This window comes from Pseudomonas moraviensis subsp. stanleyae, assembly GCF_036283065.1.
Classification (GTDB): domain Bacteria; phylum Pseudomonadota; class Gammaproteobacteria; order Pseudomonadales; family Pseudomonadaceae; genus Aquipseudomonas; species Aquipseudomonas stanleyae.
On record NZ_JAADJI010000010.1, the window covers coordinates 43929 to 60735 of the forward strand.

Sequence of the window (16807 nt, forward strand, 5' to 3'; positions counted from 1 at the left end):
CATGCCTATCGACGAACTGTTTGCCGTGTACCCGCGGGCCTTTGTGCTCGCCGCGCTGCTGTTCGGGCTGGTGGTCGGCAGCTTCCTCAACGTGGTGGTATGGCGTCTGCCGAAAATGCTCGAGCGTGACTGGCGGCAGCAGGCCCATGATGTGCTCGGCCTGCCCACTGAAACGCCGGTGCCGACTTACAACCTGATGCTGCCGCACTCCGCGTGCCCGCATTGCGGACACCGGATCCGCCCGTGGGAAAACATTCCGCTGCTCAGTTATCTGTGGCTGCGCGGGCGCTGCTCGGGCTGCTCGGCGCCGATCAGCAAACGTTACCCGCTGACCGAACTGGCCTGCGGCCTGCTCTCGGCATTTATCGCCTGGCATCTGGGCTTCGGCTGGCCGGCGGGTCTGCTGATCTTGCTGACGTGGGGCTTGCTGGCGATGAGTCTGATCGACTGCGAACATCAGCTGCTGCCCGATGTGCTGGTGCTGCCGTTGTTGTGGCTGGGGCTGATCGTCAACAGCTTCGGCGTGTTCGTGGCGTTGCCCGATGCATTGTGGGGTGCGGTGGCCGGTTATCTGGCGCTGTGGTCGGTGTTCTGGCTGTTCAAACTGCTCACCGGCAAGGACGGCATCGGCCACGGTGACTTCAAGCTGCTGGCCTTGCTCGGCGCATGGGGTGGCTGGCAGATCCTGCCGCTGACGATTCTGTTGTCATCGTTGGTGGGGGCGATTTTGGGCGTCGTTATGTTGCGCCTGCGCGCCCAGGAAACCTCGACGCCGATCCCCTTCGGGCCCTTTCTGGCAATTGCCGGCTGGATTGCCTTGCTCTGGGGTGGTCAAATAACCGACTTCTATTGGCAGTCTGTCGGTTTGAAATGAATACCCCTGTGGAAAAACCCTGGATCCTCGGCCTGACCGGCGGCATTGGTAGCGGCAAAAGTGCAGCGGCGCAGCACTTCATCGACCTCGGCGTGCATGTGGTGGATGCCGATCATGCGGCGCGCTGGGTGGTCGAGCCGGGACGTCCGGCGCTGGCGAAAATCGCCGAGCATTTCGATTCCGGCGTGTTGCAGGCCGATGGCTCGCTGGACCGTGCCGCTCTGCGCAAACTGATCTTTGAAGACCCTGAGCAACGGCGTTGGCTCGAAGCGCTGCTGCATCCGTTGATCGGCGAAGAAATCGCTCATCATCTGGCGCAGGCAAAATCGCCCTACGCGATTCTGGTTTCACCGCTGCTGATCGAGTCCGGGCAATACGCGATGACCCAGCGCATTCTGGTCATCGATGCGCCACAGCAACTGCAGATCGAACGCACCCTGCAGCGCGACCAGACCAGCGAACAACAAGTGCAGGCGATCCTCAAGGCACAATCGAGTCGTGAAGACCGCGTGAGCCGTGCCGACGACGTGATCGTCAACGACCGCGACCTCGCTTGGCTGCACAGCGAGGTCGAGCGTCTGCATCACTTTTACCTGACTTTATCCGGAGGCCAAGCATGAGCCAGATTCCAACCGTTGAATGCCCAACCTGCGGCGCACCCGTCGAATTCACCCCGGAAAACAAATTCCGTCCGTTCTGCTCCGACCGCTGCAAACTGATCGACCTCGGCGCCTGGGCCTCGGAAGAACACAAGATTCCGCTCGCACCGGATGCCGAAGACGAGTTGTTCTCCGGCGATTTCGATCCGCGTCACTGATAAGGGCTGCAAAAGCCCGCGAGCATGGCGGTTCGATGTGGATCAAGACTTCGGATCGTCATCCTTCCACGGTGCCGAGAGGTAACGGGTGCGGTTGAAGGTCTCCAGCCATTCCGGGCAGAACACCACCAGCGCACTGACGACCATGCCGTTGATGAAGGCTTCGGGAAACAGCAGCAGCCACAGGTAACCGACGAAATCTTCCAGCCACTCCGGCATGGCAAAAAGGCCGTCGTACCACAGCAGTGTCAGGCTGAGGATCAGGCACAGCAGGCCGGACAACGCAGCGGCGAAGAAGCCGGAACAGAAGATGTAAACGAACGGATTGCGTGGCTGCGCACGCTCCACGAGGATTGCCACGCACTCGGTAATCAACACCGGCAGCAGAATCAGCAACGCGCCGTTGACGCCAAGCGCGGCCAGGTCCTGGCGACCCAGCAGCACCAGCCCCATCTGCGCAACCAGCCCGCCGACAATCGCCAGCGGCCAATCGAGCAGCAACGTCACCGCCGTCATGCCGATGAAGTGATAAGACACGCCTGTGTCGAAATCCCTGCGCACCAGCCACAGCAGGAACAGCGCGAACACCGTGCCGAACAGCAAGTGCTGCCGCCGACTGTCGCTGAACAGCTCAACCCATGGCGCACGCACGATCGCCCAGAGCAGCACCGGCAGATAAATCAGCCAGCCGAGCGTCAGGCTTGCCGTCGACAGCAGTTCGGCACCGATCATGATTCCCTCACCATCTCCATGGCTTACCGCTTTGTCGCAGTCTACACCGCCGATGTATGTGCACCAGCCGATGCAAAGCTATCTGCTTGTCGCATTTGGACGCTAAGCTTGGGCTTATGGATGATTCAGATTATTTACGCCTGCTGACCATCGCGGCCGAGCAAGCCAATGCGTTCCTGTCCAATGCCCGCAAATGGGAGCGTGAGCGTTGGGTCTGCCAGCGCCTGCTGCAAGGCTTGAACATTCCCTACCGCGCCGACGAATTCGCGCCGGCCGGTGAGCCGCCGGACGTACTGTTTCGCGACGCCAACTTCGAAGTTTTTTTCGTTCTCGACGAAGGCCGTCGCCTCAACGATGAATGGCGCGACGAATTGCAGCGCCGCCGCAGCGCGTTTTCCCTGAGCCAACTGGTGCGCCGCGAAGCCAAGCCAAAACGCATCCCGGCCAATGAATTTCTCCTGCGTCTGGCGCCGACCCTGCGCAAGAAGGCGCACAACTACAAGGAACGCGGCATGGATCTGGGTGAGCTGGATATCATCGCCTTCGCCAGCCTCAAGCGCGAAGTGCTGGACCTCAACAGTCATTTCCCGCCACCGACCGAATACCTGCGCCAGGGCTGGCGCTCGCTGTCGCTGGTCGGCCCGACCTTCGCCCGCGTGCTGTTCGCTCACCCCGACGCACCGGACTTTCTGCGCAGCAACCTCGGTCGCAGCATCGTCTTCGACGTAGGCATCAGCCTGTGACGCCGCTGCAGCAACTGATCGCCGAGGTACCGCAAACGGGACGTGTGCGCTGGATCGGCGTGCGTCCAGCGTCCCGTGGACCGATGCTTGAACTCGATGCGGTCGAGGCGCGCCTCGAAGCCGGGCTCACCGGCGACCACGCCCGCCCCGGCATTCGCAATGCGCGGCAGGTGACACTGATTCAGTGGGAGCACCTGGCGGTGATCAACGCCTTGATGGGCCGCCCCGATGACGAGCCGATCCGGCCTGAAGATCTGCGGCGCAATCTCGTTATAAGCGGAATCAATTTGTTTAGCCTGAAGGGGCGGCGCTTTCGCATCGGGCAGGCGATACTCGAAACCACTGGCTGGTGTCAGCCCTGCGCACGTTTGCAGAACAACCTTGGCCCGGGGACTTTTCAAGCTGTGCGCGGGCATGGCGGAATCACCGCCCGGGTGTTACAAAGCGGCATCATTCGCCTCGACGACGAAGTACGCGTCGAACCGGTTCCGGACAGCGGCTACGCTGCGTTCCACCCGGGCTGAAAACCGCTGTAGCCTGTGCTCATTCAGTAACGTCTACCTGACGAGGCAAATATGACCAGCCGCCTGAACCCCGAAGACCAAAAGCATGTCGAAGAGTACCTGCAACTGTCCCAACACCGTGTCGAGCGCCGGCCTTTCCGGCCGTGGATGCTCCTGGTGCTGGTGCTGGCAGTGACCATTGGTCTGGGCCTGTTGAGCCGATTTATCAGTTACCTGACGTTATGAGCAGCCTTGCGCTCCCTCGGGTAACCGCACCGATTTCCTTTAAAAACCTTGCGAGTTATCCCTATGTCCCATCGTATTGTCATTGTCGGCGGCGGCGCCGGCGGTCTGGAGTTGGCTACCCGTCTGGGTAAGACTCTGGGCAAGCGCGGCACGGCCAGCGTCATGCTGGTCGACGCGAACCTGACCCACATCTGGAAACCGCTGCTGCACGAAGTGGCCGCCGGTTCTCTGAACTCTTCCGAAGACGAACTCAACTATGTCGCCCAGGCGAAATGGAACCACTTCGAATTCCAGCTCGGGCGCATGAGCGGTCTCGATCGCGCGCAGAAGAAGATCCAGCTGGCGGCAACCTACGACGAAAACGGCGTCGAGCTGGTGCCGGCCCGAGAAGTGGCTTATGACTCGCTGGTGATCAGCGTCGGCAGTACTACCAACGATTTCGGCACCCAGGGCGCGGCGCAGCATTGCCTGTTCCTCGATACGCGCAAACAGGCCGAGCGCTTCCATCAGCAATTGCTCAATCACTATCTGCGCGCCCACGCCGGGCAGACCGACGTAGTCGAGCAGATCAGCGTGGCCATCGTCGGCGCCGGCGCCACGGGCGTGGAGCTTGCGGCGGAACTGCACAACGCCGCCCATGAACTGGCGGCCTATGGTCTGGACCGGATCAAACCGGAAAACATGCATATCACGCTGATCGAAGCCGGTCCACGGGTGCTGCCTGCCCTGCCGGAGCGCATCAGTGGGCCGGTGCACAAGACCCTGGAGAAGCTCGGGGTCAATGTGATGACCAGCGCCTCGGTCAGTGAAGTCACCGCCGACAGCCTGATCACCGCCGATGGCGACGAGATCAAGGCCAGCCTGAAAGTCTGGGCTGCCGGTATTCGCGCCCCGGGTTTCCTCAAGGACATCGACGGCCTGGAAACCAACCGCATCAACCAGCTGCAAGTGCTGCCAACCCTGCAAACCACCCGCGACGAAAACATCTTTGCCTTCGGTGACTGCGCGGCCTGCCCGCAACCGGGCACCGATCGCAACGTGCCGCCGCGTGCACAAGCGGCGCATCAGCAGGCGTCGCTGCTGGCCAAGTCGCTGAAACTGCGCATTGAAGGCAAGAGCCTGCCGGAATACAAATACACCGACTACGGCTCGCTGATTTCGCTGTCGCGTTTTTCTGCTGTGGGTAACTTGATGGGTAACCTGACCGGCAGCGTCATGCTTGAAGGCTGGCTGGCGCGGATGTTCTACGTGTCGCTGTACCGCATGCACCAGATGGCACTGTACGGCCCATTCCGCACGGCGATGCTGATGCTGGGAAGCAAGATTGGTCGTGGTACCGAGCCGCGCCTGAAACTGCACTAAGGCCAACATCTGTGGGAGCGCGCCTGCTCGCGAAAGCGGTGGGTCAGTCAACACTGTCGTTGAATGACTCGGCCCCTTCGCGAGCAGGCTCGCTCCCACATTGTTTCGTGCTGTTCTCAAATCAGTGGGCGAAGGCTTGCAATGAATCGCTGTTCATCAGAGCTGAAAGCGCCGCACCATGCCCTGTAGCGCATTGGCCAGCTGCGACAGCTCATGGCTCGACGCGCTGGTCTGATCAGCCCCCGCAGCCGAACGCACCGACAGGTCGCGAATGTTCACCAGATTGCGATCCACTTCCCGCGCCACTTGCGCCTGTTCTTCAGCGGCGCTGGCGATGACCAGGTTGCGCTCGTGAATCTCGTGCACCGAAGCCGTGATCGTCACCAGCGCCTCGCCCGCCCGCTCAGCCAGGACCAAAGTGCTTGCCGCACGGGAAGCGCTGGCCTGCATTGAATCCAGCGCCAGGCTCGAGCCGCTGCGCATGCCTTGCACCATCTGCTCGATCTCCTGCGTCGATTGCTGGGTGCGATACGCCAGCGCACGCACCTCATCGGCCACTACCGCAAATCCTCGACCGCTTTCACCCGCGCGTGCCGCTTCGATGGCGGCGTTGAGCGCTAGCAGGTTGGTCTGCTCGGCGATGGCGCGAATTACATCGAGCACCTTGCCGATGTCTTGCGACTGATTGGCCAGCGACTGCACCAATTCGCCGGTGTTCTGCACATCGCTGGCAAGGGCATTGATCGCGGTGGCGGTTTCGCTGACGCGCTCCTGGCCCAACTGCGCCGACTGACTGGACTGGCGCGTGGCATCGGACGTCGATACAGCGTTGCGCGCGACCTCCTCCACCGCAGCGGTCATCTGGTTGACCGCAGTGGCGGCTTGTTCGATTTCGTTGTTCTGCTCTTGCAAGCCCTGGGTGCTGTTGACGGTGACGGCGCTCAGTTCGTCAGCGGCGGTGGCCAGTTGCGTTGCCGAGCCGCTGATGCCTTGCAGGGTTTCGCGCAGGTTCTGCTGCATCGTCGCCAGGGCTTTGAGCAAGCGGCTGACTTCGTCGTTGCCATGGGTTTCGATGGGGCGGGTCAGATCGCCCTTGGCCACACTTTCAGCGGCATCCACGGCGCTGCTCAGGGGACGCACGATACTGCGCGTGAGCAACATCGCCAGCGCCACCGTGGCCAGCGCTGCCAAGGCAATGAACAGAGTGACGATGGTCCGCGAGGTTTCATAATGCGCAGCGGACTTCTCGCTTTCGGCAGCAACCTGGCGGGCGAACAGATCGGCGAGGTCGTTGAGTTGCTTGCCGGAACCGTCGACCACGGTCTTCATGTCGACCAAGAGCAATTTGGTCAGCTCGTCACGCTTGCCTTGTTCGGCGAGGGTGAATGACTGCGCGATGCCGGTGCGATAGGCGGCGAAGGTTTTCTTGAACTGGTCATACAGCTGCTGACCTTCGGCAGTGTCGACCAGTTTGTCGTAGGCAGCGATCTTCTCGCTCAGTTCTTTGTCGCGGGTGTCCATCTGGCCGCGATAGGTGGCGATGTTCGCTGGATCCTGATCGAGCGCCATGCGCAGGGAGATGGTGCGGATGCGCAGCATCAGTTCACGGATCTCGTCGCCGCCACGGATGCTCGGCAACCAGCGATTCTCCACCGCCACCTCACTGTCGCGAATGCTCGACATCTGCCCTAGCGCAAACACGCCGAGCAAGGCCACCAACACCGCGATCAGGGCAAAACCCAGGGCAGCCCGGGGAGCAATATTCAACTGACGAAGCAACATGACGGACGCCCTTATTCTTGTAGTGGCCAGGTTCAAGGGGCGAAGCGTTGGCAGTCCCCTCGTGTTAGCGGGCTATCGGCAGGTTGTATGACGACTTGAAGGGATTCGCCTTTCGGCAGGCAAAAAAAATCCCCGTATCTTTCGATACGAGGATTTTCAATATGGTCGGGGTAAGGGGATTCGAACTCCTGACATCCTGCTCCCAAAGCAGGCGCGCTACCGGACTGCGCTATACCCCGGTAAAAAAAAGGCGACCTTTCAAAGATCGCCTTCTTCGATCAGCGCTTTTGGCCTCTGATCTTAAGATTCGATCCCAGCGCTAACTGGTTTCAAAAATGGTGGGTCGTGTGGGATTCGAACCTACGACCAATTGGTTAAAAGCCAACTGCTCTACCAACTGAGCTAACGACCCAAATATGGTCGGGGTAAGGGGATTCGAACTCCTGACATCCTGCTCCCAAAGCAGGCGCGCTACCGGACTGCGCTATACCCCGATTTGAAATTGGCTCCGTGACCAGGACTCGAACCTGGGACCCAATGATTAACAGTCATTTGCTCTACCGACTGAGCTATCACGGAACTACATATTTCAAGTTACAACGGTGAAGCTTTCTTGCTTCTCGACACCCGTTCGCATCGCTGCGTTCGTGTGTCTGAGGCGCGCTATTCTACAACCTAGAACACCTCTGTCAACCCCCTAAATTGCTTTCAAGTTAATGATTTGCAACTTATTTCAGATTCCAACCCGCTGGGTTGAAACGCTGCCGGTGACTGACTGCGGGGCGCACTTTACAAGCCTTTTCCTTTGAGTTCAACAGCCTGGCGAAAAAAAGGCCTCGCAATGCGAGGCCTTCCCGGTTTCATTGCCGCTGAGGCTTAGCCGAAAACGATTTCGTCGTTCTCGACCTTGCCAGTGGCGGTATCGCCAGGCATGAAATGACCCGACAGGATCAACTGCGCCAGCGGGTTTTCGATCCAGCGCTGAATCGCCCGTTTCAAAGGACGTGCGCCATACACCGGGTCGTAACCGACCGCGATCAGCTTGTCCATCGCTTCCGGGCTCAGCTCCAGCTTCAACTCGCGCTCGGCCAGACGACTACGCAGACGACCCAACTGGATCTCGGTAATCCCGGCGATCTGATCCCGCGCCAGCGGCTCGAAGATCACCACTTCGTCGACACGGTTGATGAACTCCGGCCGGAAGTGCGACGTCAGCGCATCCATCACGGCAGCGCGCTGCGCCTCACGATCACCGACCAGCTCCTGGATCTGCATCGATCCGAGGTTGGACGTCATCACGATCACCGTGTTGCGGAAGTCCACCGTACGCCCGTGACTGTCGGTCAGACGGCCATCCTCAAGCACTTGCAGAAGGATGTTGAACACATCCGGATGCGCCTTCTCGACTTCGTCCATGAGGATCACCGAGTACGGCTTGCGACGCACCGCTTCGGTCAGATAACCGCCCTCTTCATAGCCGACGTAGCCCGGTGGCGCACCGATCAGACGAGCCACGGAATGTTTCTCCATGAACTCGGACATGTCGATGCGCACCATCGCCTCTTCGGTATCGAAAAGGAATTCGGCCAAGGCCTTGCACAGCTCGGTTTTACCGACACCGGTCGGGCCGAGGAACATGAACGAACCGCTCGGACGATTCGGGTCGGACAACCCGGCGCGGGAACGCCGCACGGCGTTGGCCACGGCCACGACCGCTTCTTCCTGACCGATCACCCGTTTGTGCAACAGGCTTTCCATCTTCATCAGCTTGTCGCGCTCGCCTTCGAGCATTTTCGACACCGGGATGCCGGTCCACTTCGACACGACTTCGGCGATTTCTTCTTCAGTGACCTTGCTACGCAGCAACTGGTTTTCGCTCTTGCCGTGCTGGTCGACCATCTGCAGGCTGCGCTCCAGATCCGGGATCACCCCGTACTGCAACTCGGCCATGCGGTTCAGGTCGCCTTTGCGGCGTGCGGTTTCGAGTTCCTGACGCGACTGTTCGATCTTCTGCTGAATCTGCGCAGAACCCTGCACTTCGGCTTTTTCCGAGTTCCAGATTTCTTCCAGATCGGAGTACTCGCGCTCGTGACGCTCGATTTCTTCCTGGAGTTTTTCCAGGCGTTTCTTCGCCGCGTCGTCGCTTTCTTTCTTCAGCGCCTGGGATTCCACCTTCAGCTGAATCAGGCGCCGCTCGAGACGATCAAGCACTTCCGGCTTGGAGTCGATCTCCATGCGAATACGGCTGGCGGCCTCGTCGATCAGGTCGATGGCCTTGTCCGGCAACTGCCGGTCAGTGATGTAGCGATGGCTGAGCTTGGCCGCGGCGATGATCGCGCCGTCGGTGATCGCCACCTTGTGGTGAACCTCGTAACGTTCCTTGAGGCCACGCAGTATGGCAATGGTGTCTTCCTCGCTCGGTTCGTCCACCAGGACTTTCTGGAAACGCCGCTCGAGCGCCGCGTCCTTCTCTATATATTGGCGATACTCGTTGAGCGTGGTCGCGCCGACGCAGTGCAACTCGCCGCGGGCCAGCGCAGGCTTGAGCATGTTACCCGCGTCCATCGAGCCTTCGCCCTTACCGGCGCCGACCATGGTGTGCAGTTCGTCGATGAACAGAATGATCTGCCCTTCCTGCTTCGACAGTTCGTTGAGCAGGCCTTTGAGGCGTTCTTCGAACTCACCGCGATACTTGGCACCGGCGATCAGCGCGCCCATGTCCAGCGACAGCAGGCGTTTGCCCTTGAGGCCGTCCGGCACTTCGCCGTTGATGATGCGCTGGGCCAGACCTTCAGCAATCGCGGTTTTACCCACGCCAGGCTCACCGATCAGCACCGGGTTGTTCTTGGTGCGGCGTTGCAGAACCTGAATGGTCCGACGGATTTCGTCGTCGCGACCGATCACCGGATCAAGCTTGCCGTCTTCGGCGCGCTTGGTCAGGTCGACGGTGTACTTGTCCAGCGCCTGCCGCGACTCTTCGTGGTTGGCGTCATTCACCGCTTCGCCGCCACGCAGGTTGTTGATCGCGTTTTCCAGGGCCTTCTTGCTCACGCCCTGGCCGAGCAGCAACTTGCCGAGCTTGCTGTTCTCGTCCATCGCGGCGAGCAGCACCAGTTCGCTGGAGATGAACTGATCGCCCTTCTGCTGGGCCAGACGGTCAGCCTGATTGAGCAGGCGCGCCAGATCCTGCGACATGTTGACGTCGCCGGTCGGGTTCTGGATTTTCGGTAACTGGTCGAGCTCTTTGGTCAGCTCTTTACGCAAGCTGTTGACGTCGAAGCCTACCTGCATCAGCAACGGCTTGATCGAACCGCCCTGCTGTTCAAGCATGGCCTGCATCAAGTGCGCCGGCTCGATGGCCGGATGATCGTGGCCAACCGCCAACGACTGGGCGTCAGAGAGGGCCAACTGTAATTTGCTGGTTAAACGGTCTATACGCATGGGTCACCTTCCTTTTGAGCAGGCCGGACCTAAGAAACCATCCTGAATAAAGAAACCTGCCAGATACCGCTATAGATGCGGTCGATTCTGCAAGATTCAAGCGTCAGAGGGTTGATGCAGATCAGACAGTTTAGTGGGTGATCCAGACGAGGGAGGCAAAGCGACCAGTGCGCGACGCACGGCGGTAAGAGAAGAAGCGCGGATCGGTCACGGTGCAGAAACCGCCGCCGTAAACGGCTGTGACACTACGGGCAGCCAGACGCAGGCGCGCCAGTTGATAGATGTCAGCCATGAACTTGCCGGGATTGTGGCTCGGCACGAAAGCTGTCGCCGCTTCCGGCAACTGATTGACGAAGACTTCGCGCACTTCCGGGCCGACTTCAAAGGCTTGCGGGCCAATGGCCGGGCCGAGCCAGACCAGAACGTCTTCAGGTGCAACATCGAGGCTGTCGAGGGTGGCTTCAAGCACACCCGCTGCCAAGCCACGCCAGCCGGCATGGGCCGCCGCTACGCGAGTGCCCGCACGATCGCAGAACAAGGCCGGCAAGCAATCCGCCGTCATCGCCGCGCAGGCGATTCCCGGTGTTGCCGTCCAGCTGGCATCGGCAGTCGCAACGATAGACGGATCAGCATGCGCCACGGTAATGCCGTGCACTTGCTGCAACCAGGCAGGCTGTATGGAGAAATGTTCGGTCAAACGGCGACGATTTTCGGCCACCGCCTCCGGACGATCATCGACGTGATCGCCCAGATTGAGGCTATCGAACGGCGCCTCGCTGACACCGCCCTCGCGGGTGGTGACACAGGCCCTGACGCTGGCCGGCGCAGGCCAGTCCGGCGTCAGCCAGTTCATCCGACGAAGGCCTCGCGATCCTGCTTGAGCAAGGTCAGCAGCCAGACGAAATCTTCCGGCAGCGGCGATTCCCAGCTCATACGCTCACCGCTCGTCGGGTGATCGAGTTCAAGGAAGCGCGCATGCAGGGCCTGACGCGGGAAATGCTTGAGCGATTCAACCATGGTCGGGTTGGCCGCTGGCGGAATGCGGAAACGCCCGCCGTAGGCCGGATCGCCGACCAACGGGAAGTTGATGTGCGCCATGTGCACGCGGATCTGGTGGGTCCGACCGGTTTCCAGTTTCACCCGTACGTGGGTATGCGAACGGAAACGCTCGAGCACGCGGTAGTGGCTGACGGCAGGCTTGCCGCCCTCCATCACTGCCATGCGCTGGCGTTGCTGGCCGTGACGACCGATCGGTGCGTTGATCTTGCCACCGGCGGTGACCACACCAATGACGATGCACTCATAGATGCGGCTGACGCTGCGGCTCTGCAATTGCGCGACCAGTTTGGTCTGCGCCTGAATGGTCTTGGCCACCACCATCAGACCGGTGGTGTCCTTGTCCAGACGATGCACGATACCGGCGCGCGGGACATTGATGATGTCCGGCACATGGTGCAACAAAGCGTTGAGCAAGGTGCCATCGGCGTGCCCGGCAGCCGGGTGCACCACCAGGCCCGCAGGCTTGTTGATCACCAGGATGTCGTCGTCTTCATAGACGATATCGAGCTCGATGTCCTGGGCGATCCACTCGCCCTGGGCTTCCTGCTCGGCAGTCAGCTCAAGGATGGCACCGCCATGCACAATGTCGCGCGGGCGGATGACCGCCCCGTCCACAGTCAGGCGACCTTCTTTGATCCAGGCGGAAAGGCGCGAGCGTGAGTGCTCAGCGAAGAGTTGGGCGGCGACTTGATCGAGGCGTTGGCCGCCCAATTCGGACGGCACCTCTGCGCGAAGTTCAATTTTATCGGACATGCTCGGACTGGGCGTCGGCACAGCCTTTGGTTTCGGCTGCGCGCTTGTGGTTAAATACGGCGTCTTTTGCCCCGAGGCTTTTCAACGGGGCGCTCATCATAACAGGACGGCCCCGCCCAAGACAGCGGCCGTCATAGGGACGCAAGCCGCCATGCAAGTGAAACACCTGCTGCTGATCGCCATCCTCGCATTGACCGCTGCTTGCTCATCGAAGGAAGTCGTAGACGAAAACCTCAGCGAAGCCGAGCTGTATCAGCAGGCTCAGACTGATCTGGACAACAACAGCTACACCAGCGCCACAGCCAAGCTGAAGGCTCTGGAGTCGCGTTATCCGTTCGGTCGCTACGCCGATCAGGCTCAGCTGGAGTTGATCTACGCCAACTACAAGAACGCCGAGCCGGAAGCTGCAAAGTCTGCCGCCGAGCGTTTCATTCGTTTGCATCCGCAGCATCCGAACGTGGATTACGCGTACTACCTCAAGGGTCTGACCTCGTTCGACCAGGACGTCGGCCTGCTGGCGCGCTTCCTGCCGCTGGACATGACCAAGCGTGACCCGGGCGCCGCCCGTGACTCGTACAACGAGTTCGCGCAGCTGACCAGCCGCTACCCGAGCAGCCGCTACGCGCCGGACGCCAAGCAGCGCATGATCTACCTGCGCAACCTGCTGGCCGCCTACGAAATCCACGTCGCTGACTACTACCTGACCCGTCAGGCTTATGTAGCCGCTGCCAACCGTGGCAAGTACGTGGTGGAAAACTTCCAGGAAACCCCATCGGTCGGCGACGGCCTGGCGGTGATGACCGAAGCCTACCAGCGTCTGCACCTCGACGATCTGGCGGCCACCAGCCTGGAAACCCTCAAGCTCAACTATCCGGATCACCCGAGCCTGCAGGACGGCCAGTTCGTGCCACGCGTGGCCGAAGCCGACAACCGTTCGTTCCTGAGCAAGGCGACGCTGGGCCTGATCGAATCGCGTCCACCGCTGCCGCCGGGCGAAACCCGCGCCAACCAGGACGTGCAGAAACAGTTCCAGGAAGCGAAAGACGCGATCCCGAACGAGCTCAAGCCTAAAGACGAAAACGGCGACGTGATCGAAGAGCCAGAGCCGGAATCCAGCGACACCGATCGTTCGTGGTTCAGCTACATGACCTTCGGCGTGTTCGACTGATCACACCGGCGGTACGAAAAAGGGAGATCTGCGGATCTCCCTTTTTTATTGCCGCGCTTTAATAGGCTGTGCGCTGAACGGGTCCTTGGCTAAACTGCCGGATCATCAGTCGAAAAGCCGCCCATCATGCTTCGTTTATTGTTCTGGATTGCCCTGATCTTCGCCGCCATCTGGCTCTGGCGCAAATTCAAGGCCCCCGCCTCGTCCACCCGATCGCCGCGCGAACAGGACGCCCCACCGATGGTGCGCTGCGCCCATTGCGGTGTGCACTTGCCACGCGACCGCGCCCTGGGCAACCAGCAACAGTGGTATTGCAGCCAGGCTCATCTCGAGCAAGGCCCGGGCGCCAGTGGTCGCTGAGGCCGCCAACGCCAACCAGAAACAGGCGCAGCGTCTGCTGCGCCTCTATCATCTGTACCGTTTGAGTGTCGGCATCACTCTGGTGTTGCTGATCTCCAGCAACATGGACAACCGCCTGCTGACGTCGGCCAACGACGATCTGCTGCGCGGCGGCAGCTGGCTGTACCTGATCATCAATATGCTGCTGGTGGTGTTCCTCGAAAACACCCGGCGCCCGGCGCAACTGTTCGCCCTGGCGCTGATCGATGTGCTGCTGTTGTGCGGCCTGTTCTACGCGGCCGGCGGCGTCGCCAGTGCGCTGGGCAATCTGCTGGTGGTCTCGGTGGCGATCAGCAACACCCTGCTGCGCCGACGCATCGGTCTGCTGATTGCCGCCATCGCGGCGATCGGCATTGTCGGCCTGAGCTTTCTGCTGGGGCTCAGCTACCCCTTGAGCGCCAACGCCTATCTGCAAGCGGGCACCCTCGGCGCGCTGTGCTTTGCCGCCTCGCTGCTGGTGCAAGGGTTGATCCGTCGCCTCGAAGTCAGCGAGACCCTGGCCGAACAGCGGGCCAGCGAAGTGGTCGGCCTGGAGGCGTTGAATGCGCTCATTCTGCAACGCATGCGCACCGGCATTCTGGTGCTCGACGAGCAACGCCGGGTGCAACTGGCCAATCACAGTGCGCAGAATCTGCTCGGCCATAGCCACCTGCAAGGTCATTTGATCGATGAATATTCGCCCGCGCTGGTCGAGCGTCTGCAACTGTGGCGCAACAACCCGACCTTGCGTCCGCAGAGCCTGAAAATCCCCGGCAACGGCCTCGAGCTGCAGCCAAGCTTCATCGCCCTCGAACAGAGCCCGAACCAGCAGACGCTGGTGTTTCTCGAAGATCTGGCGCAAATCACCCAACAAGCGCAGCAACTCAAACTCGCTGCGCTCGGCCGGTTGACCGCCGGCATCTCTCACGAAATTCGCAATCCACTGGGCGCGATCAGTCATGCCGCGCAGCTGTTGGCCGAGTCCGAGGAACTCGATAGCGCAGATCGGCGTCTGACGCAGATTATTCAAGACCACTCCCAGCGCATGAATCGAGTCATCGAAAACGTCCTGCAACTGTCTCGCCGCCAGCAAAGCGCACCGCAACGGCTGGACCTCAAGCCGTGGCTGGAAGACTTCGTCGGCGAAACCCGCGAGCAGGCCAACGAGCGCCAGCACATTCATCTGCGGATCAATTCCGGGGACTTCACCACGCTGATGGATCCCAACCAACTGCGGCAGATCCTCGACAATCTGATACGCAACGCCTGGCGGCACAGTGCCCAATTGCACGAGCAGGCCGAGGTCTGGCTGGCATTGTTCGTTGACCCCGACAGCCAGTTGGCAGTGCTCGAAGTGCAGGACAACGGCCCCGGCGTGTCGGCCGATGAACAGGCGCATCTGTTTGAACCGTTCTTCACCACCAGCAGCCAGGGCACCGGTCTTGGCCTTTATCTGTCCCGTGAGCTGTGCGAAAGCAACCAGGCACGCCTAGACTTCAAATCACGCCAAGGCGGCGGCTGCTTTCGCATCACCTTTGCTCACGGACGGAAACAAAGTTGAATACAAGCCCACGGCAAAAAATTCTTATCGTCGACGACGAACCGGATATCCGCGAGCTCCTGGAAATCACCTTGGGACGGATGAAACTCGAGACCTTCAGCGCGCGCAATCTGGGCGAGGCTCAAGCGCTGTTGCAGCGCGAGCACTTTGACCTGTGCCTGACCGACATGCGCCTGCCCGACGGCACCGGGCTGGAACTGGTGCAGCACATCCAGCAACGCGCACCGCATCTGCCGGTGGCGATGATCACCGCATACGGAAGTCTGGAAACGGCGATCAATGCGTTGAAGGCCGGCGCGTTCGACTTCCTCACCAAACCGGTGGAGCTGCCGCGGTTGCGCGAACTGGTCAGCGCGGCGTTACGCATGCCGACAGCGGGTGGCCTGAGCACGGCGATCGAACGACGGCTGTTGGGCGACTCGCCGCCAATGGCCAGTCTGCGCAAGCAGATCGACAAGCTCGCGCGCAGCCAGGCACCGGTGTACATCAGCGGTGAATCCGGCAGCGGTAAAGAACTGGTCGCGCGTCTGATCCACGAACAAGGCCCGCGCGCCAGCCAGCCGTTTGTGCCGGTGAACTGCGGGGCGATCCCTTCAGAGCTGATGGAAAGCGAATTCTTTGGCCACCGCAAAGGCAGTTTCACCGGTGCCGTCGAAGACAAGCCGGGGCTGTTTCAGGCGGCCCACGGCGGCACTCTGTTTCTCGATGAAGTCGCCGATCTGCCACTGTCGATGCAGGTGAAACTGCTGCGGGCGATTCAGGAAAAAGCCGTGCGCAGCGTCGGCGGCCAGCAGGAAACCGTGGTCGACGTGCGCATCCTTTGCGCCACCCACAAGGACCTTGAAGCCGAAGTCGCCGCCGAGCGCTTCCGCCAGGATCTGTATTACCGGCTCAACGTCATCGAACTGCGCGTGCCCTCCTTGCGCGAACGCCGCGATGACATAGAGGCGCTTGCCATGCACGTGCTCAAGCGCTTGGCCAAAGACACCGGACAACCGGAAGCGCGTCTGCATCCGCAGGCGCTGGAAGCGCTGAAGAACTACCGCTTTCCCGGCAACGTGCGCGAACTGGAGAACGTTCTCGAGCGCGCGCACACCTTATGTGAAAACCGCACGATCGAGGCGCAGGATCTGCGTTTGAGCGAAGGCAATTGCTCGGCGGATGGAGCGATGGCCGATCTGACGCAGATCGACAATCTCGAGGATTATCTGGAGAGCGTCGAGCGCAAACTCATTCTGCAGGCGCTGGAGGAAACCCGCTGGAACCGCACGGCGGCGGCACAGCGGTTGAGTCTTTCGTTTCGGTCGATGCGTTATCGGCTGAAGAAGTTGGGTCTGGATTGAAGGGCCCTTTCGCGAGCAGGCTCGCTCCCACATTTGGAATGGGTA

The 16807-nt window shown here is 60.7% G+C and carries 16 protein-coding genes and 4 tRNA genes; 11 read left to right on the forward strand and 9 right to left on the reverse strand.

The annotated features are described in order from the left end of the window. The first annotated feature begins 1 nt into the window (after position 1). The 3 genes from GXB78_RS18715 to yacG are packed head-to-tail and all read left to right on the forward strand — an operon-like array spanning position 2 to position 1691. A complete protein-coding gene (locus GXB78_RS18715) occupies positions 2–874 on the forward strand; it encodes a prepilin peptidase (protein ID WP_329516537.1) in 873 nt (290 codons plus the stop codon). Then, entirely contained in the window at positions 871–1494 is a 624-nt protein-coding gene (coaE, locus tag GXB78_RS18720) for a dephospho-CoA kinase (protein ID WP_329516538.1), read from the forward strand. Before GXB78_RS18715 ends, coaE begins: the two co-directional genes overlap by 4 nt. Then, positions 1491–1691, forward strand: a complete 201-nt coding sequence (yacG, locus tag GXB78_RS18725; RefSeq protein ID WP_116029790.1) for a DNA gyrase inhibitor YacG — start codon at positions 1491–1493, stop codon at positions 1689–1691. The genes coaE and yacG overlap by 4 nt, the downstream gene beginning before the upstream one ends. A 42-nt stretch (positions 1692–1733) precedes the next feature. Here the strand turns inward: yacG and GXB78_RS18730 are convergent, their stop codons facing one another. Next, positions 1734–2423: an energy-coupling factor ABC transporter permease gene (locus tag GXB78_RS18730; RefSeq protein WP_329516539.1), complete on the reverse strand. Its 690-nt coding sequence runs from the start codon at positions 2421–2423 to the stop codon at positions 1734–1736. 116 nt (positions 2424–2539) lie between these two features. On the opposite strand from GXB78_RS18730, the gene GXB78_RS18735 reads away from it, so the two are divergent. The 4 genes from GXB78_RS18735 (at position 2540) to GXB78_RS18750 (ending at position 5277) form a co-directional block, all read left to right on the forward strand. After that, positions 2540–3166 carry a DUF1780 domain-containing protein gene (locus tag GXB78_RS18735; protein WP_007909887.1) on the forward strand — a complete coding sequence of 209 codons (627 nt, stop codon included), beginning with the start codon at positions 2540–2542 and terminating at the stop codon, positions 3164–3166. Next, positions 3163–3690 carry an MOSC domain-containing protein gene (locus tag GXB78_RS18740; RefSeq protein WP_329516540.1) on the forward strand — a complete coding sequence of 176 codons (528 nt, stop codon included), beginning with the start codon at positions 3163–3165 and terminating at the stop codon, positions 3688–3690. The genes GXB78_RS18735 and GXB78_RS18740 overlap by 4 nt, the downstream gene beginning before the upstream one ends. 51 nt (positions 3691–3741) lie before the next feature. After that, positions 3742–3915, forward strand: a complete 174-nt coding sequence (locus GXB78_RS18745) for a DUF3094 domain-containing protein (protein ID WP_007909875.1) — start codon at positions 3742–3744, stop codon at positions 3913–3915. A gap of 63 nt (positions 3916–3978) precedes the next feature. After that, positions 3979–5277 carry an NAD(P)/FAD-dependent oxidoreductase gene (locus tag GXB78_RS18750; protein ID WP_329516541.1) on the forward strand — a complete coding sequence of 433 codons (1299 nt, stop codon included), beginning with the start codon at positions 3979–3981 and terminating at the stop codon, positions 5275–5277. A gap of 156 nt (positions 5278–5433) precedes the next feature. Here the strand turns inward: GXB78_RS18750 and GXB78_RS18755 are convergent, their stop codons facing one another. From GXB78_RS18755 to rluD, 8 genes are all read right to left on the reverse strand, one after another. Beyond that, the gene (locus GXB78_RS18755) at positions 5434–7059 is read right to left on the reverse strand and encodes a methyl-accepting chemotaxis protein (RefSeq protein ID WP_329516542.1); all 1626 of its coding nucleotides are present in this window, start codon (positions 7057–7059) and stop codon (positions 5434–5436) included. 162 nt (positions 7060–7221) lie between these two features. Then, positions 7222–7298 (reverse strand) — tRNA-Pro (locus tag GXB78_RS18760). A gap of 97 nt (positions 7299–7395) precedes the next feature. After that, a tRNA-Lys gene (locus GXB78_RS18765) sits at positions 7396–7471 on the reverse strand. Between the two features lie 5 nt (positions 7472–7476). Then, a tRNA-Pro gene (locus tag GXB78_RS18770) sits at positions 7477–7553 on the reverse strand. 9 nt (positions 7554–7562) lie between these two features. Next, positions 7563–7638, reverse strand: a tRNA-Asn gene (locus GXB78_RS18775). A gap of 297 nt (positions 7639–7935) precedes the next feature. Further along, positions 7936–10500, reverse strand: a complete 2565-nt coding sequence (gene clpB, locus GXB78_RS18780; protein WP_329516543.1) for an ATP-dependent chaperone ClpB — start codon at positions 10498–10500, stop codon at positions 7936–7938. A gap of 130 nt (positions 10501–10630) precedes the next feature. Further along, a complete protein-coding gene (gene pgeF / locus GXB78_RS18785) occupies positions 10631–11353 on the reverse strand; it encodes a peptidoglycan editing factor PgeF (RefSeq protein WP_329516544.1) in 723 nt (240 codons plus the stop codon). Then, positions 11350–12312, reverse strand: coding sequence for a 23S rRNA pseudouridine(1911/1915/1917) synthase RluD (gene rluD, locus GXB78_RS18790; protein WP_042610487.1), 963 nt, complete (start codon positions 12310–12312; stop codon positions 11350–11352). Before rluD ends, pgeF begins: the two co-directional genes overlap by 4 nt. A gap of 151 nt (positions 12313–12463) precedes the next feature. Between rluD and GXB78_RS18795 the strand changes: the two genes are divergently transcribed. The 4 genes from GXB78_RS18795 (at position 12464) to GXB78_RS18810 (ending at position 16762) form a co-directional block, all read left to right on the forward strand. Beyond that, positions 12464–13480 (forward strand): outer membrane protein assembly factor BamD, encoded by a 1017-nt coding sequence (locus tag GXB78_RS18795; RefSeq protein WP_329516545.1) that lies wholly within the window; start codon positions 12464–12466, stop codon positions 13478–13480. A gap of 126 nt (positions 13481–13606) precedes the next feature. Further along, a complete protein-coding gene (locus GXB78_RS18800) occupies positions 13607–13840 on the forward strand; it encodes a PP0621 family protein (protein WP_039761661.1) in 234 nt (77 codons plus the stop codon). Continuing rightward, entirely contained in the window at positions 13830–15419 is a 1590-nt protein-coding gene (locus tag GXB78_RS18805) for a sensor histidine kinase (protein ID WP_329516546.1), read from the forward strand. Before GXB78_RS18800 ends, GXB78_RS18805 begins: the two co-directional genes overlap by 11 nt. Beyond that, positions 15416–16762, forward strand: coding sequence for a sigma-54-dependent transcriptional regulator (locus GXB78_RS18810; protein ID WP_329516547.1), 1347 nt, complete (start codon positions 15416–15418; stop codon positions 16760–16762). The genes GXB78_RS18805 and GXB78_RS18810 overlap by 4 nt, the downstream gene beginning before the upstream one ends. Positions 16763–16807 lie beyond the last annotated feature (45 nt).

Bases quoted from the DNA above. Each gene is read 5' to 3' on its own strand.
- GXB78_RS18715 (WP_329516537.1), top strand. From the start codon at position 2: ATGCCTATCGACGAACTGTTTGCCGTGTACCCGCGGGCCTTTGTGCTC.
- coaE (WP_329516538.1), top strand. From the start codon at position 871: ATGAATACCCCTGTGGAAAAACCCTGGATCCTCGGCCTGACCGGCGGC.
- yacG (WP_116029790.1), top strand. From the start codon at position 1,491: ATGAGCCAGATTCCAACCGTTGAATGCCCAACCTGCGGCGCACCCGTC.
- GXB78_RS18730 (WP_329516539.1), bottom strand. From the start codon at position 2,423: ATGATCGGTGCCGAACTGCTGTCGACGGCAAGCCTGACGCTCGGCTGG.
- GXB78_RS18735 (WP_007909887.1), top strand. From the start codon at position 2,540: ATGGATGATTCAGATTATTTACGCCTGCTGACCATCGCGGCCGAGCAA.
- GXB78_RS18745 (WP_007909875.1), top strand. From the start codon at position 3,742: ATGACCAGCCGCCTGAACCCCGAAGACCAAAAGCATGTCGAAGAGTAC.
- GXB78_RS18750 (WP_329516541.1), top strand. From the start codon at position 3,979: ATGTCCCATCGTATTGTCATTGTCGGCGGCGGCGCCGGCGGTCTGGAG.
- GXB78_RS18755 (WP_329516542.1), bottom strand. From the start codon at position 7,059: ATGTTGCTTCGTCAGTTGAATATTGCTCCCCGGGCTGCCCTGGGTTTT.
- clpB (WP_329516543.1), bottom strand. From the start codon at position 10,500: ATGCGTATAGACCGTTTAACCAGCAAATTACAGTTGGCCCTCTCTGAC.
- pgeF (WP_329516544.1), bottom strand. From the start codon at position 11,353: ATGAACTGGCTGACGCCGGACTGGCCTGCGCCGGCCAGCGTCAGGGCC.
- rluD (WP_042610487.1), bottom strand. From the start codon at position 12,312: ATGTCCGATAAAATTGAACTTCGCGCAGAGGTGCCGTCCGAATTGGGC.
- GXB78_RS18795 (WP_329516545.1), top strand. From the start codon at position 12,464: ATGCAAGTGAAACACCTGCTGCTGATCGCCATCCTCGCATTGACCGCT.
- GXB78_RS18800 (WP_039761661.1), top strand. From the start codon at position 13,607: ATGCTTCGTTTATTGTTCTGGATTGCCCTGATCTTCGCCGCCATCTGG.